The sequence below is a fragment of the Paenibacillus sp. LRG-1 genome, from assembly GCF_057220305.1.
On sequence record NZ_CM170126.1, the window covers coordinates 2,862,504 to 2,888,373 of the forward strand.

2 protein-coding genes are annotated in these 25,870 nt (G+C 47.4%); both read left to right on the forward strand.

From position 1 onward, the window contains the following. Positions 1-12: 12 nt before the first annotated feature. Complete coding sequence (locus ACUUJN_RS12655; protein WP_484669694.1) at positions 13-4,638, forward strand: amino acid adenylation domain-containing protein; 4,626 nt, start codon at positions 13-15, stop codon at positions 4,636-4,638. A 14-nt stretch (positions 4,639-4,652) separates the two neighbouring features. Beyond that, positions 4,653-25,676, forward strand: a complete 21,024-nt coding sequence (locus ACUUJN_RS12660; RefSeq protein ID WP_484669695.1) for a non-ribosomal peptide synthase/polyketide synthase — start codon at positions 4,653-4,655, stop codon at positions 25,674-25,676. Positions 25,677-25,870 lie beyond the last annotated feature (194 nt).

Sequence of the window (25,870 nt, forward strand, 5' to 3'; positions counted from 1 at the left end):
AGGAGGATATCCATGATCAAAGGACTTGAAATTGAAAAAGTGGTCAACTTGACTCCCTTACAGGAAGGAATGCTCGTTCATGCGCTGATGGAACCAGAATCACAGGCTTATTACGAGCAATTACGTATTTCTATTCGGGGAGATCTGGATTGGAATGCCCTGCAAAAAAGCTTTCAGCTACTGGTTCAGCGTCATGAAACGCTGCGCTCGAACATTTATCATAAATCCGCTTCTCGTTCGCGGCTGATTGTCTTTAAGAAGCGAAACACGGCGATTACTTACGAAAATATGACAGAACTGACCGGAAAGGAGCAAGCCGACGCTATTCGTAGATTTATGGATGTGGACCGTAACACCCATTACGATTTGAGCAGGGATATGCTCATCCGGATGGCTGTACTTCAAACGGATAAAGATGTCTATACGTTGCTTTTAAGTTTTCACCATATTATTATGGACGGCTGGTGTCTTGGCATCATAATGGACGAGTTGTTAACGGCCTATGAGGCCTACCATACAGGCCGTTCCGTTCAATTGCCTGAACCACGACCTTACACCGAGTATGCCGACTGGCTTGAAGAACAGGATCAGGAGGCCGCCAAGAACTACTGGAGTTCTGTATTACAAGGCTACGAACAAACAGCTGGACTTCCGATGCTAAAAACTCCAGCTACAACTTCTGAAAAAGGCGGCTATCTGCTACAGGAATATAGAACGACGCTGACGGAAAAAGAGACCAGCACTTTGCGTGCGATTGCTGAATGCAATGGGACCACGCTCAGCAGTCTTTTTCTGGCCGCCTGGGGAATTGTACTTAGTCGTTACAACGGAAGCAAAGACGTAGTTTTTGGCACGGTGGTATCTGGCCGCCCGTCGGAATTAGATGAAGTAGAGCGAATTGTGGGATTGTTCATTAATACCATTCCATTACGAATTAGATTGAATGAAGAAAAGAGTTTTGTTGAATTGTTGCGCGATGTCCAGAGAGCCTCTGTCCAAGGAAGGATGAACGGATACTGTTCACTTGCTGAAATCCAGTCGCAATCTGCACTCAAGCAACGTTTGCTTGATCATATCGTTGTATTCGAGAACTATCCGCTGGAAAACATGATCGGGAGACGGGACTGGCAAGACAAACTCGGATTCATTATTGATGACGCCCGGTTATTCGAAGAAATACCGTATGACTTTAATATTGAAGTTGAAGACAAGAAGGCAATGAGTTTCATATTGTCCTATAACGGCAAGGTATACAACAGTGAAGCGATGAAGCATCTGGCCCATCATTTGAAGCATGTCTTCCTCCAAGTTGCCAGCAATGCAGATGTTTGCCTCCGTGACGTTCGGCTGTTAACAACCGAAGAAGAGGCTAATTTGACGAAAATATGGAGCGGACCCGTTGTCCAGTTTCCTGCACTTACTTTTCACGGGCTATTCGAAGCGCAGACGGAGCGTACACCAGAACTAGCAGCCGTCATATATGAAGATACGATGCTCACTTACAGACAACTCAATGATAGAGCAGACGCTCTTGCCCATCTTTTGCAGAAGCGTGGAATTACACGGGAGAGTCTGGTCGCTGTCATGGTTGACAGATCTGTTGAGATGATAGTGGCGGTGCTGGGAATTATGAAAGCAGGAGCTGCCTATGTGCCAGTAGATCCCGTGTATCCAGAAGAGCGTATTGAATATATGCTGCGTGACTGTGGAACGACGATTGTGCTTACGCAATCTCACCTGACGGGCTGGCTGAAAACAATGGATTTTATGGGCGAGGTAGTCGATCTCGCTACCTTGCCACTCCAGCCCGAGATGGATTCGAACAAGCAGTATATCTCCACATATGAGTCCAGCTCTTTGGCGTATGTCATTTATACATCGGGTACCACAGGTAAGCCCAAAGGCGTTATGGTTGAACATCAACAATATGTCAACACCGCACTCGGTTACAGACACAGCCAAGGATTTAAAGATTTCCCTGTTAAGCTACTGCAAATTGCCAGCATGTCGTTTGATGTGTTTGCATGCGATTTGGCCAAGGCATTTGTCAATGGAGGTACCTTGGTCATTTGTCCTGAAAACGTGAGAAATGATCCAGCTGCCCTGGCTACACTGTTGGAGCAGCAGGAGATTACTACGTTTGAGACGCCGCCTGTGCTTTTAGCTCTGCTATTGAATTACATCTATGAGCATGGTACAAATATCAGTTCCCTAAAGCTGCTTACTACTGGAGCAGATAGCTTGGCTGTTGCAGATTACCGTAAGATGTTGACACGTTTTGGCAGCAAGATGCGGATTATTAATACGTATGGAGTTACCGAAGCCGCAATCGAATCTAGCTTTTATGAGGACGAGCTGGAAAAATTGCCTCTGTCCGGAATTGTCCCTATCGGCAGAGCTCTACCAAATCATAAGTTATATATTGTTGATGAAAGGATGCGTCCGGTCCCTGTCGGTGTAACGGGCGAGCTGTGTATTGGTGGAGCTTCTGTAGCGCGGGGATATCTGAACAGACCGGAGCTTTCAACTGAGAAATTCGTGTCTGATCCGTTCTCGCCTGGTGGACGCTTGTATCGTACTGGGGATCTGGCGCGCTGGCAGCCAGATGGGAATATTGATTTTATCGGGCGAGCTGACTACCAATATAAAATTCGCGGATACCGGATTGAGCCTGGAGAAATCGAATCTATTTTGCTCGAAACGGAAGGAGTGCGCCAGGCTGTTGTTGTTGATCGACTGGACACAGCGGGACAAAAGTATTTATGTGCCTATGTTGCAGGTGCAGCTGAGAAAGACATACTGCGAGATAAACTGGCTCAGCAGTTACCAGTCTACATGGTTCCAGCCCAAATCATTGTATTGGAACAGTTGCCATTGACCCATAACGGGAAAATAGACCGATCCAATCTGCCCGAACCAGATGAAATAGCATCGGTGGATAGCATATATGAGGCACCACAGGATGAATTGGAAAAAACAATTGCTTTGATCTGGGAAGAAGTGATCGGCGTTAAACCAATTGGATTACACAACAACTTTTTCGAGCTTGGCGGGGACTCGATTAAAGCATTGCAAATTGCAATCCGCTTAAATGCCAAAGGCCTGAAAATGGAAGTAAAGGACTTATTCCGTTACCCTGAAATTCACTTGATAGCACCGTTTATAAAAAAAATCACCCGTATCATTCCCCAGGGGATTGTAGAGGGTGAGGTAGAATTGACACCCATTCAACTCGATTTTTTTCAGCATCATCGGAGAGATCGTCACCATTATAATCAGGCGGTCATGCTACAAAATGACGGAGGATGGAATGAATTATGGCTGAAAAACGCTATGGACAAGCTGGTAGCCCATCACGATGCATTACGCATCATTTTTGTGGAAGAGGAAAAGGGAGCCCCCGCCTATAACAGGGGAGTGAACGAAGGTGAGTTCTTTACATTAACGAGCTATGATTTGACACAATCAAGCCGGCCTGAAGAAGAAATCCGACACATTGGCGATGAGCTGCAAAGCAGTTTGGATCTGCAACGAGGTCCTCTCATACGTTTGGCTTTATTCCATTTGTCCGGTGAAGATCATCTGATGATCGTTATCCACCATCTTATTGTAGACGGTGTGTCTTGGAGAATTTTGCTGGAAGATTTGGGCACCGCCTATGATCAGGTAGCTCGCGGTGAGATGCCGAATCTGCCTGCCAAGACGGATGCTTACAAAGAGTGGGCTTCAGGACTGACTACTTACGCCGAAAGTGTACAGGTACGCCAAGAAATCAGCTACTGGAACAATGTAGATTCACGCAGGATGCGTCGATTGCCAAGGGATCATGAAATCGCGGTTAGCCTGATACAGGATCGACGCCTAGCGGAGGTGGTACTCGGCAGGGATGAGACGGAAAAGCTGTTGAAGCATGTACATCATGCCTATCATACGGAAATGAATGATCTGTTACTTACAGCCTTGGGTCTGGCTTTTTATGATTGGAGCGGCTATAACGAAATCCCGATTTTGCTGGAGGGGCACGGCAGGGAGGAGATCATTAAAGATTTGGACATCTCTCGTACAGTCGGCTGGTTTACCTCCCTGTATCCTTTTGTAATCGAGGTCAACAGACCCGAAAATTTGGCCTATCAGATCAAAATGGTTAAAGATAAGCTGCGGCGGGTGCCTAATAAGGGCATCGGTTATGGTATTTTACGTTATTTGACCAAAGACCAGACTAAATCCGCTTCTCTAGTCGCAGCACCATTCCCGGAAATTAGCTTCAATTATTTGGGACAATTCGACGAAGAAAACAGCGCAGACATGCCTTGGCGTATTTCTCGATTAGCAGACTTAGCCAATGGTGAGAGAAGCCCGCGTGCGGAAAAGACGAATACATTTGACATTAACGGCATGATCACAAACGGAATCCTTCGGTTTGGATTTGAATATAACGGGCTTGAATATGGTGCAGCGACGGTAGAGCGATTAACGATCGGCTTTAAAAAACATCTATTGAATATTATCCATCATTGTTGCACTAAGGATCAGGCGGAGCGCAGCCCTACGGATTTTACATATAATCAATTGTCTATGGGGCAATTTGAACAAATATCAAGCCGATTATCGGATAAGCTGGGAAATCTGTTGAAATAAAGGATATCCGCAAGTTGAAACTCAAATTCTGCATGGATAAAGGAAAGGTGAATGATTTGGCACAGGTAAATATTAAAGATATCTATCCGCTATCCCCGATGCAGGAGGGAATGTTCTTTCATTCCATCCTCGACGCAAAATCAGAAGCTTACTTTGAGCAGACTGTTATTACCTTTAATGAAGTGCTAGATGTTCATTTGGTTCAGCAAAGCTTGCAGCAGCTCATGAATCGATATGATATATTCCGTACCATTTTTATGTATAAAGAAACAGAACGTCCGCTTCAAATTGTCCTGGAAGAACGTGAAGCGATGCCGGTTCATTTCGAAAATATCAGTGTTTTTCCTGAAGCTGAGAAAAGAGAGCATTTTACTGACTTTTTAAAGACAGAGCGTCAAGCGGGTTTTGACTTGGAAAAAGATGTTCCGATTCGGCTTGCCCTGTTTGAATGGAGTGATGAGTCTTCCAGACTTGTCTGGAGTGTTCATCACATTATAATGGATGGTTGGTGCATGGGAACGGTAGCCCAGGAATTTTTCACCATCTATACTTCCCTTCGGTCCGGAGTGCCTGCACAATTGGATACGGTATATCCGTACAGCAGTTTTATTCAGTGGCTGGAGCAACAGGACAAGGAAGAAGCGACAGCCTATTGGCAGGGGTATTTAAATGGGCTTGAAAATGAAACGATTTTACCGGGCTATAACCGTCCATTGAATCCAATCTTCGAAGCAGACCGTTACACATGCAAGCTGGGGAAAGAATTGACTCAAGGAATGGAGAGAATAGCTAAACACTACCACACGACAGTCAGCACTGTATTTCAGACGGTATGGGGATTATTGCTTCAAATGTACAACCACAGCCGGGATGTTGTGTTCGGGTCCGTAGTATCCGGCAGACCAGATGAAGTTCCGGGAATTGAAAATATGGTGGGATTGTTCATTAACACAATACCAACACGCATAACCAGTGATGTGGACCAGAGATTTTCGGATCTGCTTATATCTGTGCAAAACTCCAACATCGAGTCTACTCAGTACTCTTATTCTTCCTTGGCAGATATTCAGAATCACACGGATTTGAAACAAAATTTAGTCCGTCATATTGTTGTTTTTGAGAACTATCCTTATTCAGAGGAGCTTATTCATGCGGAAAAAGGGCCTGATACACTTCAGGTCACCGACGTGGAGGATATTGTACAGACCAACTATGATTTTAATGTGATTGTCGTTCCTGGATCACAGTATGAAGTTACTTTTAGTTACAATCGGCTGGTTTACGATGAAAATTGGATTAGGCTAATTGCAGCTCATCTTAAACGGGGACTGGAACAGATTGTTCAACAGCCGGATCTACTGATTTCCGATTTGGAATTTCTGACGACGGAAGAGAAAAGTCAGGTTTTATCCCAATTTAGCGGAGTACAGATCTCATATCCTTCTAGTGATACCATCCATCTTTGTTTTGAAAAACAAGTAGAAAAGACACCGAAGACAATAGCAGTTGTCTGTGAGAACTCCAGTCTGACTTATGCTGAGCTGAATGAACGTGCTAACCGACTAGCTCGTACCCTACGTAGTTACGGCACCACAACCGATCGGCTGGTTGGACTCATGACTGATCGTTCTATAGATATGGTGGTCGGCATCCTCGCTATTCTTAAAGCAGGAGGGGCATATGTACCCATCGATCCGTCATATCCAGAGGAACGTATCCGTTATATATTTGACGATTCCGGTGCAGACCTGCTTTTGACGCAAAGCCATCTTGTGGAAAAGGTCAAAGAGGCCGCTTTTGGAGGAAAAGTCCTAGTATTGGATGAAGATCCAACTATATATCACATGGAAGGGTCAAATCTGGAGGCTGTATCAGGAGCAAACGATCTAGCCTATGTCATATACACTTCAGGTACTACAGGACTGCCTAAAGGTGTAATGCTGGAGCACCATGGATTGTGTAACCTGAAAACGTATTTTGATGAAACATTGCAGATAAGTCCGTCAGATCGTGCCCTACTGTTTGCGAGCTACGCATTTGATGCTGCCTGCTGGGAAATATTCCAGGCGCTATTTTGTGGCGCGACACTTTACGTGCCTACTTCGGAAATCATACTGAACTACAACCAGTTTGAACAGTACATGGCGGATCATAAAATTACGGTGGCAGCATTACCTCCTACCTACGCCGTGTATCTAAACCCAGAACGAATGCCGGATCTGCGTATTCTGTTCACCGCTGGTTCCGCTTCCTCGATGGAGCTCGTAACCAAGTGGAAGGATCAGGTCTCCTATTTTAATGGTTACGGACCGACAGAAAACTCGGTAGCAACGTCTATTTGGCCGGTGTCGGAGCACCCCGGAGCAATCGATACCATTTCCATAGGACGTCCCGTACCCAACCACCGGGTGTACATGATCGATGCTCTTGGTCATCTTTTACCTGCTGGAATAGCAGGGGAGTTGTGTGTATCCGGCCCAGGACTAGCACGCGGTTACCTGCACCGTCCGGAATTAACGGCTGAACAATTTGTGACCAATCCGTTTGCAGGTGGGGAAGCGGGCTATGAACGCATGTATCGGACAGGCGACCTGGCAAGATGGTTGCCTGACGGCAACATTGAGTACATGGGCCGGATTGACCATCAGGTCAAAATTCGCGGTTACCGGATTGAACTGGGCGAAGTTGAGACGGCTATGCTGAAGGCAGATCGCATGCAAGAGGTCATCGTACTGGCACATGCTAACAGCCAAAACCAACACGAACTGGTTGCCTACTACGTGGCGGAACGGGAAGTGACGGGGAGCGAGCTTCGCAAGCAGCTGAGTGAAGAACTCCCGAATTATATGGTTCCCTCGCACTTTGTTCAGATGGAGCAAATGCCGCTCACACCCAACGGCAAAATCGACCGTAAGGCATTGCCGGCACCGGAGCAGATTTCCCGTTCCACGCAGGAATATAGGGCTCCGCGGACAGCAGAGGAGCAGGCTCTGGCTCATGTGTGGGAGGCTGTACTGGGCGGCGGTCCGGTCGGATTGACGGATCAATTTTTTGATCGGGGCGGGGACTCGATCAAGGCGATTCAGGTATCCTCACGCCTACTGCAGGCAGGATACAAGCTGGATATCAAAGACTTGTTTAAGTACCCTGAGGTTGCTGAGCTAGCTACGCACCTGCGTGTGTCGGATACCCAATTAGCTGATCAGGAAGAGGTCAGCGGAGCTGTGCTGCTGACACCGATTCAGCAGTGGTTTGTGGAACAAGAGCAGCCTGTGCCGGACCACTTTAATCAGGCGGTTATGCTTCACCGGGAGCAGGGATTCGAGGAAGAGCCGCTACGCCAGGCACTGACGCAGTTGGTGGTGCACCATGACGCGTTGCGGATGGTGTTCCGCAAGGCAGAGCAAGGCTGGGAAGCGTGGAACCGCGGAGTGAAGGAAGGAAAGCTGTATGATCTGGAAGTGGCCAATTTCAAAGACGTGCCGATCGGTCCCACATTGGGTCAAGCTATAGAATCCTGGGCCAGCACTATTCAGAGTAACATCCGACTGGATGAAGGACCTCTGTTGAAAGTGGGCCTGTTCCACTGCGCTGATGGGGACCATCTGCTACTGGCTATTCATCATATGGTGGTAGACGGCGTATCGTGGCGGATACTGTTGGAGGATTTGTCGAATGCCTATGAGCAGGCTGTACGTGGAGAAACCATACAGCTCCCGACGAAAACAGACTCCTTCCGGGTCTGGTCGGAGCGGTTGTCAGCCTATGCCGACAGCCCTGAGATGGAAAGTGAGCACGTATACTGGGAGCAATTGAATGAATTGACGGCATACGAGTCTTTAAAACTTTCAGAATTGCTGGATTATAATAAAAAACCATTGACCATAAATAACACAGCTACTTTGAGCTTGAAATTCACGAAAGAAGAGACTGATCAACTGCTAAAGCAGGCCCATCGCGCGTACAACACAGAAGTGAACGATCTGTTGCTGACGGCACTCGGCAAGACGTTAAGCACTTGGTCTGGCAGTGAGCAGGTTGCAATTCTTCTGGAAGGCCATGGCCGGGAAGATATCATGAAGGATACGGATATTTCACGAACAGTTGGCTGGTTCACGAGCCAATATCCGGTACTGCTGCGGATTAACGGGAAAGATCATATATCCGGACACATCAAACGGATGAAGGAAATGCTGCGAGGCATCCCGCATAAAGGGATCGGGTATGGCATCTGGAGATATCTCAGCCAGAACGGACCGTCCGGGGCAACATACGCCCAGCCACAGATCAGCTTTAATTATTTGGGCGAATTTGATCAAACGCTGCGGCACAGCGAAACGCGCATGTCACCGTACTCCAGTGGAGCAGATGTTAACGAACAGACCAGAATGCCGTGTTCCCTGGATGTGGGGGGCATTGTAACAGATGAAATGCTTGAGCTGGATATTCGTTATAACACAAAAGTATTACAGGAAGATAATGTAATAAAATTAGCCAGGGAACTCAAGCAGAATGTGCTGGAAGTGATCCGCCACTGTATATCACGGGAGCGTTCTGAATTGACGCCGAGTGATGTGCTGCTTCCGGGTCTAAGCCTGGAAGCATTGGACCGGATGGTGGAGCAGATTCAGCCTGACGGAGAGCTTGAGAATATATACCCCATGACGCCGATGCAAAAAGGCATGCTATTCCACAACATGCTGGATTCCCAATCGAACGCGTATGTGGAGCAGTCCACCTTTGAATTGAAGGGAAAGCTGGATCTTGTGGCATTCGCCGCCAGTCTGGACTTGCTGGTACAGCGCCATTCAGCACTGCGGACCAACTTCCGGAGCGATTTGCAGGATGAACCCTTGCAAGTGGTATACCGAAGTAAACGCGGAGATTTGTACGTGGAGGATATACGAGAGAAGGAGAAGGCGGCGCAGGAGCAGTATATCGAGGAGTTCGCGCGTCGGGATCAGCAGAAGGGGTTTGATCTGGCAAAGGATACGCTGATGAGGGTATCCATCTTCTGTACATCAGACGATTCATACCATTTTGTATGGAGCTTCCATCACATCATAATGGACGGCTGGTGCTTGTCACTGGTCACCAATGAGGTCTTTGGAGGATATACCACCCTTACAGAAGGAAAGCCACCGCAATTGCCTGTGGTAACACCATACAGTCGATACATCGAATGGCTGGAGGAGCAGAACCGTCAGGAAGCAGCGGAGTATTGGAGTAGTTATCTGCAGGGCCATGAGGAGACGACGGTCTTGCCTCAGGCCAAAACAGGGAAGGCGAAGGGATATGAGGCTGAATATCTGGAATTTGATTTAGGTATAGACCTGACGGCGGAACTTCAGAAGCTGGCAAAGCAAGAACAGGTGACGATAAATACGCTGATGCAAACAGCCTGGGGTGTTTTGCTGCAAAAATATAACCGCACAGAGGATGTCGTTTTCGGTAGTGTGGTATCGGGACGTCCAGCGGACATTGCGGGAGTAGAGCAAATGATCGGACTTTTCATTAATACCATACCAGTCCGTATTCAAGGTGGACCGGCAACTGCATTTGCTGAGTTAATGAAGCAAACTCAGAGGCAGGCGCTTTCTGCCAATGCCTATGACACTTTCCCGCTATATGAAATTCAGGCACTGACCGAGCAGAAGCAGGATTTAATCAAGCACATTATGGTATTCGAAAATTATCCGGTGGAACAGCAGGTAGAACAGCTGGGAAGTGATGGGCAGGAACCATTCACGATTTCGAACGTGGTGGTCACAGAACAAACCAACTACGATTTGAATGTTGTCGTGATGCCAGGAGAAGGCATCAAGATTCGTTTTATGTATAACGCATTGAGCTTTGATCAAACCGGGATTGAGCGTCTGTATGGACATTTTGCCCGTCTGCTGGAGCAAATTTCGTTCAACCCGTATATTCGCGTTGAAGAACTGGAAATGGTGACAACGGCGGAAAGACAACAGATTACAGGCGAGTTTAACGACACGGCTTCTGTATATCCGCGCAATCAGACAATCCAAAAGCTGTTTGAGGAGCAGGCCGAACGTACGCCAGATCACGTGGCCGTCACTTTGGATCATCAATCGTTGACCTATCGGGAACTCAATGAGAAGGCTAACCGATTAGCGCATACGCTACAGACTGCTGGAGTGAAGGCCGATGAGCCTGTCGGCATTCTAACGGAGCGTTCGTTGGATATGATTATCGGAACGTTGGCTATTTTGAAGGTTGGAGGCGCGTATGTGCCGATAGATCCTCAATATCCCGAAGATCGTATTCGCTATATGCTGGAGGATTCGGGAGCCAAACTGCTGCTGACTCAACAAGATTTACTGGATCGTTGCTATTTTGATGGACAGATTGTCAATCTGAATGATGATACGTCCTACAGTTCGGATGCTTCCAATTTGGGGATAGATGGAGCGGGCGAACATGCTGCTTATGTCATCTATACCTCGGGATCAACAGGCAAGCCTAAGGGCGTCGTTGTTGAGCATCAAAGTGTCGTTCGCTTGGTGCGTAATACGGATTATGTGCCGTTCGATGAATCGATCCGAATGTTGCAGACTTGCGCATTTGTATTTGATGTGTCTACGTTTGAAATTTGGGGGGCGCTACTGAACGGCGGTCGGCTTGTACTCGTGCATAAGGATGATCTTTTGGACGCAGCTAAGCTCAAGGAGACCATACGGGATCATCGCATCACCATGATGTGGCTGACTACACCGCTATTTAATCAGCTTTCGCAGCAGGACAGTAAATTGTTCGGAGATGTGAAGTATTTGCTGGTCGGAGGCGACGTGCTGTCTGCGCCGCATATTAACCGGGTGTTACGGGATAATCCGGACATGAATATCATTAACGGCTATGGACCAACGGAAAATACTACTTTTTCGACGGCTTATCATATTAAGGAAGAACAGCTTGATTCTGTGCCGATCGGGCGTCCTATCCGCAATTCGACGGCGTATGTGGTCGATTCGGCGTTTAACCTGCAGCCGATTGGAGCATGGGGTGAGCTGGTTGTTGGCGGAGACGGAGTCGCACGCGGTTACTTGAACCGTCCTGAATTGACGGCTGAGAGATTTCTTGCTAATCCGTGGGTGGACGGAGATCGCCTATACTGCACGGGAGACCTTGTTCGCTGGCGTGAAGACGGTACATTGGAATACGCTGGACGGATGGATCAACAAGTTAAAATTCGCGGCTACCGAATTGAGCTGGGCGAGGTCGAGTCGGCTATGCTGAAAATAGGTCGTATCCAAGAGGTCAGCGTACTGGCCCATGCGACAAACCAAAACCAACACGAACTGGTTGCCTACTACGTGGCGGAACGCGAAGTGACGGGGAGTGAGCTTCGCAAGCAGCTGAGTGAAGAACTCCCGAATTATATGGTTCCCTCGCACTTTGTTCAGATGGAGCAAATGCCGCTCACACCCAACGGCAAAATCGACCGTAAGGCATTGCCGGCACCAGAACAGATTTCCCGTTCTACGCAGGAATATAGTGCTCCACGGACGGCAGAGGAGCAGGTTCTGGCTCGTGTGTGGGAGGCTGTACTGGGCGGCGGTCCGGTCGGATTGACGGATCAATTTTTTGATCGGGGCGGGGACTCGATCAAGGCGATTCAGGTATCCTCACGCCTACTGCAGGCAGGATACAAGCTGGATATCAAAGACTTGTTTAAGTACCCTGAGGTTGCTGAGCTAGCTACGCACCTGCGTGTGTCGGATACCCAATTAGCTGATCAGGAAGAGGTCAGCGGAGCAGTGGTGCTGACACCGATTCAGCAGTGGTTTGTGGAACAAGGGCAGCCTGTGCCGGACCACTTTAATCAGGCGGTTATGCTTCACCGGGAGCAGGGATTCGAGGAAGAGCCGCTACGCCAGGCACTGACGCAGTTGGTGGTGCACCATGACGCGTTGCGGATGGTGTTCCGCAAGGCAGAGCAAGGCTGGGAAGCGTGGAACCGCGGAGTGAAGGAAGGAAAGCTGTATGATCTGGAAGTGGCCGATTTCAAAGACGTGCCGATCGGTCCCACATTGGGTCAAGCTATAGAAGCCTGGGCCAGCACTATTCAGAGTAACATCCGACTGGATGAAGGACCTATGCTGAAAGTGGGCCTGTTCCACTGCGCTGATGGGGACCATCTGCTACTGGCTATTCATCATATGGTGGTAGACGGCGTATCGTGGCGGATACTGTTGGAGGATTTGTCGAATGCCTATGAGCAGGCTGTACGTGGAGAAACCATACAGCTCCCGACGAAAACAGACTCCTTCCGGGTCTGGTCGGAGCGGTTGTCAGCCTATGCCGACAGCCTTGAGATGGAAAGTGAGCACGTATACTGGGAGCAATTGAATGAACTGGCGGCATCCGAGTCGCCCCAACTTCCAGTGTCCCAAGAGCATAGCGATAAGTTTATGCAGCAAGACATGGGTATCGTAAATGTGAGGCTTACGAAGGAAGAGACTGATCAACTACTGAAGCAAGCCCACCGCGCGTACAACACAGAAGTGAATGATTTGTTGTTGACGGCACTCGGCAAGACGCTAAGCGCTTGGACTGGCAGTGAAAAGGTTGCGATTCTTCTCGAAGGCCATGGCCGGGAAGAAATCATAAAAGATACGGATATATCACGGACGATTGGCTGGTTTACGAGTCAATACCCGGTACTGCTGCGGATTAACCGGGAAGATGATATCTCCGGGCACATCAAACGGATGAAGGAGATGCTGCGCAGCATTCCACATAAAGGAATTGGGTATGGCATCTGGAGATATCTCAGCCAGAATGGACCGTCCGGGGCAACATACGCCGAGCCACAGATCAGCTTTAATTATTTGGGCGAATTTGATCAGACACTGCAGCATAGCGGCATGCATTTTTCTCCATATTCCAGCGGAGCTAATACTCATGAATTGACCCAAATGTCCTGTGTTATGGACGTGGGAGGACTCGTTACAGATGGCATGCTGGAACTAAGTATTCAATACAACATTAAGGCACTCCAACAAAATGCTGCTGAGCAACTAGCAGAGCAATTCAAGCAGAACGTGCTGGAAGTGATTCAGCATTGTGCATCTCGGGAGCACTCCGAATTGACACCAAGTGATGTGCTGCTTTCGGACTTAAGCCTTGAAGAACTGGACCAGATGGTGGAGCAGATTCAGCCTGACGGAGAGCTTGAGAATATTTACCCCATGACGCCGATGCAAAAAGGCATGCTGTTTCACAACATGCTGGATTCCCAGTCGATCGCCTATGTGGAGCAGTCCACCTTTGAATTGAAGGGAACGCTGGATCTCGCTGCATTCGCCGCCAGTCTGGACTTGTTGGTACAGCGTCATTCAGCTCTGCGGACCAACTTCCGGAGCGATTTGCAGGACCAGCCGCTGCAAGTGGTGTACCGGAATAAACGCGGAGAACTGTACGTAGAGGATATACGTGAGAAGGAGAAGTCGGCGCAAGAGCAGTATATCGAGGAGTTCACGCGTCGAGATCAGCAGAGGGGCTTTGATCTGGCAAAGGATGCACTGATGCGTGTATCTATCTTGCGTACATCAGATGATTCATACCATTTTGTATGGAGCTTCCACCACATCATAATGGATGGCTGGTGTTTGTCGCTGGTTACCAACGAAGTCTTTGGAGGATATACCGCCCTAGCAGAAGGGAAGCAACCGCAATTGCCTGTGGTAACACCCTACAGCCGATACATCGAATGGCTGGAGGGACAGAACCGTCAGGAAGCAGCGGAGTATTGGAGCGGTTACCTGCGAGGCTATGAGGAGACGGCGGTTTTGCCGCAGGCCAAAACAGGGAAGACCCAGGGATATGTGGCCGAATATCTGGAATTTGATTTGGGTATAGACCTGACAACGGCTCTACTGCAATTGGCAAAGCAAGAACAGGTAACGATAAATACGCTGATGCAAACGGCCTGGGGTGTTTTGTTGCAAAAGTATAATCGCACAGAGGATGTCGTTTTCGGGAGCGTGGTATCTGGACGTCCAGCGGACATTGCCGGAGTAGAGCAGATGATTGGACTATTCATTAACACGGTCCCCGTCCGTATTCAAGGCGGACAAGCAACTGCATTTACAGAGCTGATGAAGCAAACTCAGCGGCAGGCGCTTGCTTCGGGATCATACGAAACGTTCCCACTCTATGAGATTCAGGCACAGGCAGAGCAAAAAGTGGAACTGATTAATCATATTATGGTATTTGAGAACTATCCGGTGGATGAACAAATTGAGCAATTAGGTGAAAGGGAGGAAGCTGATTTTATAATAACCGGAGCAGGAGCGGTTGAGCAGACGAATTATGATTTTAACATCGTGGTGTTACCGGGAGAGACGCTACGAGTTCATTTTGGTTACAATGCCCAGGTATATGATTATGAAAGGGTAGAGCAGATCCAGGGGCATTTGCTGCAACTGCTGGAGCAAATCAAGATCAATCCAGCTGGCCGGATTTGCGAGCTGGATATATTAACCGCGCAGGAACGCGAGCAAATGCTGGATGCTTGGTGTGACACGACAGCAGCATATCCACGTGAGCAGACGATTCACGGGTTGTTTGAGGAGCAGGTCTTGCGAACACCGGAGCAGGTAGCTGTATATTTTGAAGGAGCGCAAGTGACCTACCGTGAATTAAATGAGCGAGCGAACCGTCTGGCGCGTACTTTACGCAGTAACGGTGTGATGGCAGACGGCCTAGTCGGCCTGATGACAGAGCGATCGATTGACATGATTGTCGGCATCTTGGGTATTTTGAAAGCAGGGGGCGCCTACATTCCGATCGATCCGACTTATCCGGAGAACCGCATCCGTTATATGCTGGACGATTCAGGTACGGAACTGCTGTTAACGCAGCAGCATTTGGTTGAAAAAGTAGAATTTAGGGACAAGGTACTGCTGTTGGATGCAGAAATGGGCGAAGGCAGTGCGGATGCAAGTACGGCTGAGGCAAAAGGAAAAGCTATATCCGCATATCACAGGGATGGTTCGAATTTGGAAGCCACATCTGGTCCTCATAACCTAGCGTATGTAATCTATACGTCTGGAACGACAGGCCAGCCTAAGGGAGTCATGCTCGAGCATCGTGGACTCTGCAATCTGCATACGTATTTCAGGGAGACATTGCGAATCAGCAGTTCCGACCGTGTTGTATCGTTCGCCAGCTTTTCCTTTGATGCGGCATGCTGGGAAATGCTTCAGGCGCTCTTCAACGGGGCCACTTTATGTATCCCGACATCAGAGACCATTCTCAGCTATGACAAGTTTGAGCAGTATATGGCGGATCATCACATTACAATTGCAACGCTGCCCCCAACCTATGCCATATATTTGAGCCCAGAACGAATGCCGGAACTACGCATCCTGTTCACGGCCGGATCGGCGACCAGCACTGAGCTGGTTACTAAATGGAGAGACGGTGTGACCTATGTTAACGCCTACGGTCCAACGGAAAATTCCATAGCAACGTCTGTCTGGCCTGTACCGAGAGGTCCCGAAGCAGGGGGGGCTATATCAATCGGACGCCCTGTACTGAATCACCGCGTGTACATGGTCGATGCACATGGACAGCTTGCACCATCTGGAATCCCCGGTGAACTGTGCGTATCCGGTCCAGGACTGGCACGCGGTTACCTGCACCGCCCGGAATTAACGGCTGAACAATTTGTGGCTAATCCGTTTGCAGATGGGGAAGCGGGCTATGAACGCATGTATCGGACAGGCGACCTAGCAAGATGGATGCCTGACGGCAACATTGAGTACCTGGGCAGGATTGACCATCAGGTCAAAATTCGCGGTTACCGGATTGAACTGGGCGAGGTTGAGGCGGCTATGCTGAAGGCAGATCGCATGCAAGAGGCCATCGTACTGGCACATGCAAATAGCCAAAACCAACACCAACTCGTTGCCTATTATGTGGCGGAACGGGAAGTGACGGGGAGCGAGCTTCGCAAGATGTTAAATGAAGAACTCCCAAATTATATGGTCCCTTCACATTTCATTCAGTTGCAGAATGTACCTCTTACACCGAACGGTAAAATTGACCGTAAGGCGCTGCCGATACCAGAAGATCGTTTGGCCGACCATGTTGCACCGCGAACATGGATGGAAATAAAATTAGCAGATATCTGGCAGGATGTACTGGGTCTACCGCAAGTAGGCATCAACGAAAATTTTTTTGAAATTGGTGGTCATTCGCTACGGGCGACGACACTGACTTCTAGAGTTCGCAAAGATTTAAATAAACCGATGGAATTGCAAAACATATTTGAGGCACCGACGATCGAGCAATTGGCGGCCTTGCTTGAAGAACAGGATCAAATCACATATGCATCCATTCCGGTGGCGGAAAAACGCGACACTTACCCGCTTTCTTTCGCACAGACACGGATGTATGTGCTTCACCAGCTGGATCCGGAAGGAATAAGCTATAACACCACATCAGCACTGAGAGTAATCGGTCCGATAGATATGAAACTGGTGGAAGAGGTATTCCATCAATTAATTTCACGTCATGCGGCCCTACGGACAAGCTTTGAACTGGTAAATGGTGTGCCGATGCAACGGGTCCACGATACGATTCACTTTGAGTTGGAATACGCCACAATATCAGAATTGCGGACAGAATCCAATGAACTTATGCTTGAAAATTTAGCAGAAGAACATGCCCGTTCCTTTGTGCGCCCATTTGACTTGAGGATCGCTCCGCTGCTACGTGTAAAGCTGGTCAAATGGGGATTGGACGAAGAAGGACAGGAGCCGCAGCACTTATTGATGCTTGATATGCACCACATCGTTTCAGACGGGGTATCCATTGAAATATTAGCTGGTGATTTTGTCCGCTTATATAGCGGTGAAGTATTATCTCCGCTGCGCATTCAATATACGGACTATGCTGTGTGGCAGCATAGCAAAACTCAGCAGGAGCGAATAAAGAGTCAGGGAGAGTACTGGCTGAATAGATTTAGTGGCGATTTGCCTCAACTGGATTTGCCAACTGATTTTGAGCGTCCGGCAACACGATGTACGAAAGGTGACGCTGTTGAATTTGAAATGGGACAGGAATTGACTCAGTGTTTAAAAGAACTGGCGGTGCTTACGGATTCTACGCTGTACATGGTACTTATGGCTGCATACACAGCATTGCTGCATTATTACACAGGGCAGGAAGACATCATTGTCGGTACTCCGATTGCAGGTAGACCGCATGCTGACCTGGAGCCTATGCTCGGTATGTTTGTCGGCACGCTCGCATTACGTAATCATCCTCACGCTGAACAGACGTTTTATAACTGCATTGAGGACGCCAAGACGTGTGCACTGCAAGCATATGCACATCAGGATTACCCGTTTGAGGAGCTGGTGGAAAAGCTCGACCTGAAACGAGATATGAGCCGTAATCCGTTGTTCGACACGATGTTTGTATTGCAGAATGTGGAGAGAAAAGAAGTGAAGTTGGACAAGTTGTTCTTCCGCTCTTTTGGCATAGAGCAGGTTTCTGCGAAATTCGACCTGACGCTTGAAGTCAGTGAGGAGGAAGCATCTATCCAGCTCCAATTTCTGTACGCTACATCTTTGTTTAAACGGGAAACGATAGAAAGCATGGCAAGGCATTTTGTACAGTTGGTCAAAACCGTTGTAGCCGATCCGAATACAAAACTGGGCGAAATGACACTGATTTCGGAAGAAGACAAAGGGATTCTAAAAAAACATAGGGACACCCTAAAGACTTCCCGCTACTGGAGTACCCTGCTCGAAGGCTATGAAGAAGCACCTCAATTGCCATATGCCAATCTGATGGGGCGCAGTCCATATCAGACAGAGCATCTGGAGATTAATTTGGATGTTGAACGAACGGTGGCACTGCAGCGAATTGCACTGAATGAGCAGGTGACGATAAATACGCTGCTGCAGACAGCCTGGGGAATTTTATTGCAAAAGTATAACGGTACAGATGATGTGGTGTTCGCTTGCTCCATATCAAGTCCTTTGACAGATATATTGGAATTGAGGAATTCAATTGGACTGGGCAACCACACCTTACCAGTTCGCATTCGAACCCAAGCAGGAGCCAACTTTATCGGGTTGATGAGAAAAGTGCAGCAGCAAACCGATGAATCTGCGGTATATGAACATTTTCCAATGTCTGAAATGGTTACAACGAAAGTGCAACAACTGGCACTCTTTGGCCATAGAATGGTGTTTGAGACTACTTTGGAAGGGGCCAATACTGAGCAAGAAAGCTACGATTTAAGCATCATAGTATTTCAGGGAGATACGCTACAGATTGATTTTACCTATAATGCTCAGGTATATGATCATCAGAGTGTGTCGCAGATTCAAGGACATCTACTGCAGTTGCTGGATCAAATTATAGCGAATCCGGATAGTTTAATTGAGGAAATGGATCTGTTGACTATGCAGGAGCGGGAGCACATCATCCAGGTGTGGGGAAATACCACGGCAGAGTATCCGCGTGAACAAACAATTCACGGACTGTTCGAGGAACAGGTTTTGCAGACTTCGGATCAGACAGCGGTATATTTTGAAGGTCAACAATTGACCTACCATGAATTGAACGAGCGCGCTAACCGGTTGGCCCGTACTTTACGCAGCTATGGCGTGAAAGCCGATAGTCTGGTTAGTCTGATGACAGAGCGTTCCGTAGATATGATTGTGGGCATATTGGCAATTTTGAAGGCGGGGGGAGCATATATCCCGATAGACCCAACCTATCCGGAGGAACGCATCCGCTACATGTTAGACGACTCAGGTACCGAACTGTTGTTAACGCAACAGCACCTGACGGAAAAGGTACTGTTTGGAGGCAAGGTGTTGGTGCTTGACGGTGAACAGGCCGGAGTCGCTTCCGATACAAGAAAAGCGGATGTACGCGGGGAAATGCTGTCCGTATATCATCAAAACGGTTCGAATCTGGAGGCTGTATCGGGTCCAAACGATCTAGCATATGTCATCTATACGTCCGGGACGACGGGTCAACCTAAGGGAGTCATGCTTGAGCATCACGGTCTTATTAATCTTAAAACCTACTTCGAGCAAAAGTTGAGTATTGGCTTGTCCGATCGGGTTGTCATGTTTGCCAGTTATTCGTTTGATACGTCATGCTCGGAAATAATCCAGTCTTTACTATGCGGAGCGACATTGTATATACCTTCCTCCGAGACTATTTTGAATTATGAACGTTTCGAGCAGTACATGGCTGCCTGCAAAATTACAATTGCAACGCTGCCGCCAAACTATGCTGTATACCTGAACCCGGATCGCATGCCTGATTTGCGTGTTCTGCTTACAGCAGGATCGGCCTCTACCGCAGAACTGGTGTCCAAATGGAAGGACCGGGTGGCTTATTACAATGCGTATGGTCCTACCGAAAATTCCGTTGCAACGTCTCTTTGGCCGGTATCGGAAGAAAATTCTGAGTTAGGTGGAATCATATCCATCGGGCGGCCTGTATCTAATCACCGCGTGTATATGGTGGATATACACGGAAATCTTTCACCTGCAGGAGTCCCTGGTGAGCTGTGTGTATCCGGTCCGGGGCTGGCACGCGGCTATCTACACCGTCCAGAGCTGACAAAAGAAAAATTCGTAGCCAATCTGTTTGCAGCAGAGGAAGTTGGCTATGAGCGAATGTACCGTACAGGTGACTTGGCACGATGGTTGCCAGATGGAAACATTGAATATTTGGGTAGGATTGACCATCAGGTCAAAATCCGCGGGTATCGGATTGAGCTCGGTGAGATTGAAGCGCAAATTATTAAGGTGGACGGTGTTAAAGAATCTATTGTCATGGCTCGTGCAGATCAGCAGGGAGACTATCATTTGGCTGCTTACTACGTAGCTGAAAAAGAAATCAGCGGCAGTATGATGTTGAATTTGCTGAATGAAAAATTGCCGAACTATATGGTACCGTCGTATTTTATACAACTGCAGAACATGCCGCTGACACCGAACGGGAAAATTGATCGCAAGGCACTGGCGGCATTCGAGGAACATGCTGATTTGACTGCAGAATATGCAGCGCCGCGCACTGCCATGGAAGTGAAGTTAGCACAAATTTGGAGAGAGGTACTCGACATTCCGTCCGTCGGAATTCATCATAATTTCTTTGCCATTGGCGGACATTCACTTCGTGCGACAGCGTTGACCGCAAAAATTCACAAAGAACTGAATATCGAGTTACCGTTGCGTTATGTATTTGACTTTCCAACAATTGAGCAAATGGCGCAGGCTGTTTATGAATTGTCTCCAAATCCATTTGCAGCGATTCCTGTTGCCGAATTGAAAGACAGTTATCCAGCATCTATAACTCAAAATAGACTATACGTTTTGAGCAGCATGAATAACTACAATATGTCTGCCATGCTTTTGATGGAAGGGGAACTGAATTTTTTAAGATTAGAAAGAGCGCTTAAGCAATTAGTTCAGCGTCATGATACATTGCGAACCTCTTTTGAATTCGTAGATGATAAACTGGTACAACGGATTCACGACCATGTCGATTTCACTTTGGAGGTTATGCAGGGACACGGCGAGAACGAAGCAAGAGCAATGATGAGACAATTTATCAGACCTTTTGATCTTGGGAAGGCACCGTTACTTCGAGCTGCTCTGTTGCAAGAATCTCCACAGCGTCATTGGTTTATGTTTGACATGCATCATGTGATTTCAGATGGTGTATCCATGAGTATATTGCTGAACGAGCTGCCCGCACTGTATGAAGAAAAAACGTTGCCCGCCTTGCGAATTCAATACAAGGATTATGCGGTATGGCAGCAAGGAGATATTGGTAGCTCATGGATGGAAAAACAAGAAGAATACTGGCTCAAGCAAATGAGCGGCGATATTCCAATTTTGGGTATCCCAGTCGACTTTGAAAGACCTGCAACACGTAGCACTTCGGGCAGCACTGTTTCCTTTGCCATTTCACCTCAGGACGTGGACCGTTTGAAAGAAATCAGTTTGCAGGCGGGAGCTACTTTATTTATGGTATTACTGGCAGCCTACAAGACCCTATTGTTCAAGTACAGCGCTCAGGAGGATATCGTTGTTGGAACGCCTATTGCAGGTAGACAGCATCACGATTTGCAGCCTGTCGTCGGCATGTTTGTCAACACGCTTGCATTGCGGAGCTTTCCTGAAGGGGATAAGTCTTTTTACGAATACGTTCAGGAAGTAAAGGACCAGGTGCTTGATGCCTTTGAGCATCAGGATTATCCGTTTGAATTGCTGGTGGAGAAGCTGAATGTACAGAGGGACCTGAGCCGAAATCCGCTGTTCGATACTCTTTTTGAGCTAGATAACATGGACTCTGGTACGACGGAATTCCAAGACTTACAGGTTACTCTGTGCCCAGGCGAACAGAATATGGCAAAATTCGATTTGACACTTACGGCCATGGAAAGCTCTGAAGGTTTGGTTTTCAGCTTCACATATGCCGATAGCCTGTACAAGAGAAGCACGATTAAACGAATGGCCGATCACTTCATCCAGTTGATTAAAGCTGTTGTAGATGAACCACAGACAAAGCTTTCTGAAATTGAGATCATTACGCCGCAGGAAATCGAAATGATATTGGATGTCTGGGGAAATACCGCGGTGAAATACCCATGTGAAAAAACCATTCATCAATTATTCGAGGAACAGGTAGAGAAGACTCCAGATCAAGTAGCTGTAGTTTTTGGAGATAGCCAGATCACATATAACGAATTAAATGTGCGTGCAAACCAACTGGCTCGCGTGCTAAGAGCAGAAGGAGTCCAGGCGGATCAATTGGTCGGAATGATTATGGAGCGCTCTATCGAAATGATTGTGGGGATTTTTGGTATTTTAAAAGCTGGTGGGGGATATGTACCTATCGACCCTGAGTTTCCGGAGGAACGTATGCTCTATATGTTACAAGACAGCCATATTAGGCTTATGGTTGCCAAGCCAGAAATGGCCGCGAAGGTACCGTCGGATGTGCTGGTCATTTCACCTGATAGTCACAGGCTATCCGCAGAAGACTGTTCCAACTTGGCTGAAGTATGTGACCCTGGCCATTTGGCTTATGTGATGTATACCTCAGGTACAACGGGCAAACCCAAAGGAGTGATGATTCAACACTCTAATGTCGTTAATATGACAACCGCATTTAGACAACAAGTATATAAGAAATACAAATCGCCAATGCGGATGGCATGGCTATCGCCGTATGTATTTGATGCATCAGTGAAACAAATTTTCCCATGTCTGCTTCTCGGGCATGCGCTTCACGTGGTGCCGAGAGAGATTAGCACCAATGGTCATCGTTTGGCTGATTATTTCAGATCCCAACGGATTGATTTTACTGATGGTACACCGGCACACATGCATATGCTGACGGAAATGCAAGACTCCGTTGCAGATCTGAATGTACAGCATTTTATTTTTGGAGCAGAGGCGCTGCCCGGTCATCTCGTTAAAACATTTTTGAGCACCCGGCCCGGATATCGTCCGCAAATAACTAATGTTTATGGTCCTACCGAGTGCTGCGTAGACACAACTGCGTACGACATTGACGGGGAGACGATGACAGCTTGGACACATACGGTGCCGATTGGCAAGCCAATGGCTAACCAGCACGTATATATTATGGATATGAATCGGAAGTTGGTTCCGATAGGAATTGCAGGTGAAATCTACATCGGTGGTGATGGAGTAGGGCGAGGTTATATGGGAAATCGTGAGCTGACAGATGAGAAATTTATAGCAGACCCCTTCAAACCAGGAAAACGTATGTACCGCACAGGAGATTTGGCGCGATGGATGGCAGATGGAAATATTGAATATTTAGGCAGGATGGATCATCAGGTGAAAATTCGGGGTTACCGAATTGAACTTGGAGAAGTGGAAGCGCAAATAATGAACCTGCCTGCGATCCGTAAAGCGGTGGTTATTGCTCGTGAGAATGAATCAGGACAAAAAGATTTATGTGCTTATTTTGTGGCTGATAGGGATCTGACCATTCAGGAACTTAAAGCAGCGTTAGTTCCCAATCTTCCGGTGTACATGCTGCCAAGCTATTTTGTTCAATTGGAGAAGATGCCGTTGACCACTAACGGAAAAATTGATCGTAAATTGCTTCCTGTGCCGGAAGGAGACATTCAAACAGGTGTTGAATATGCAGCCCCGCGAAACGACATGGAACGGCATATGGTAGATATTTGGAAACAGAATCTGGGTGTCAGTATTGTTGGCATTGATGATAACTATTTTGATTTAGGCGGACACTCCCTAAAAGCCATTCAATTGGTTTCACAGGCTGAGGCTGTTGGCATTGAAATAGGGATTAATCAGGTGTTTCAATATCAGACTATTCGCCAAATGTCAGAGTATATGCGAGCAGACACTTCGATGCCGGATATGTTAATACGTGATATTGCCGAGGCAATCGACATCATCGAAAAGGCTTATGACGTATATGCTCATTTCCAATCAACAACTGTTGAAGGGCGAGATCAATTAACTTTGCACATAGATCCTTTCGATTCTATACAAGCAGAGGCCCTGAAGGAAGTCATTTTATCACGCCTTCATCCTGACCTTCATCCACATCATTTGCTTCCTTTTGAAGCAGCTGCTCAAGTACCTGACTGTGAAAAGCTGTACACAAATATGATGGTAGACGATGAGGCTGCAAAGCGGCATGCTGAGGAATGGCTGGAATATCTGCTGCGGATGAATGACCAATGGAACAGCACGATGCTGGCAGGAGAGCCTTTACAACGCTATGCGCTTGCTCCCGCTCAACATTATCATTTGGAGCATCCGCAATCCTCAGGAGGTGTCATTCCTTTTGATAGTTACCTGCTGGATGTAGAACGGTTATCTGCAATCATGCAACGCCTGATAGAGCGCCATGAACTCTTTAGAAGTGTGTTGGTCCAAACGGATGTCGGATGGGAATGGGAAATGTTGTCCATGAAGGAGCGCATGGACATTCCAATGATAGATTTATCGAACTACGGTGCAGAGATGCAAAATCGTATACTCTCACATATATTGCCTGCATTCTTTATGAACCCTTATGAAACAACCGGAAACTTAATATATCGCATTGCGCTTGTCCGCCTCAATTTAAGGGATCATTTGCTGCTGCTCCCTTGTTCACATCTCATCTATGATGGCATGAGCGGAGAGGTCGTTAAGAGTGAGTTGTACCGTGCATATGAAGATATGAGCAATGTAAAAGGGCAACTAGCAGGAAGCTACCGTGATTATGTGAGTCAGGTCCGGAAAGGACCTCAGGGCATGGGCGATCAAGAGATTGTTGACAAATTTCGCTTGTCCGCATTTGCTGCTGCTTCGGATGCTGTAGTCCTCGCAATTGATGAGCGCAACCATACAACGGGCACAGATGTGACAGTAGAACTTGCAGATTGGAATGATTCTGACGCAATCGGACACATGTGGGACTTGGCTATACGCCTAGCTAACCGCTTTTTCCGCAGATATTTGCAAGTGGACGAGATTCCTATTCTTCTCACCAATTATGGACGGGCTTACGAGGACAAGCAGTATTTTGATATTATAGGTGAATTTATAGACCAAATCCCTGTACTGCTTACAGATGCGGATGAACATGGGCATGAGATCAGAAACAGTATGCAGTTGGCCGTATCGCGTAACCTGAATTTTCTAAATCTCATATACAATGATGAAATGGCTTCGTTGTATCCGCAGTCTAATAGGTATCTGAAGCATAGCCTGAATAAGCTACCTATTGTCTTCAATTACCTTGGCGAAGCGTCAGATAAATATCAGCTGTTTAAAAATATCGAGCCAGAAGAGAGGGACATTTATCGGGATTCAATCATTTTCTTTACTGTTCAGCATGTGGAAAATGTATTGCAAATCTCGCTGGAACTTCCTTTTGAAGAAAATTCAGAAACCGTTAAAGCGTTGATGGAAACAGAGCTAGCGAATTTACTAGTAACAGACGAAAATGGAATAAAGTCCACCTAATTTTCACTCAAGGCATTAAAAACAAGCTCCGAGTTCAAAATAGGGAAACTGGCCCCAAAGCTTTCAAATGGCTTTGGGGCAATCTAAACAAACTACAAAAGCCGCAAGTCTCCAATAACCCTGGAGATTTACGGCTTTTGTGGTTTGAATGTAGCGAAGTTTTATGTAGCAATGTCGCTGAATTAAAACTTGTT

What these genes read in the sequence shown, in the direction of transcription:
- ACUUJN_RS12655 (WP_484669694.1), top strand. Translation starts at nt 13, where the DNA reads ATGATCAAAGGACTTGAAATTGAAAAAGTGGTCAACTTGACTCCCTTA.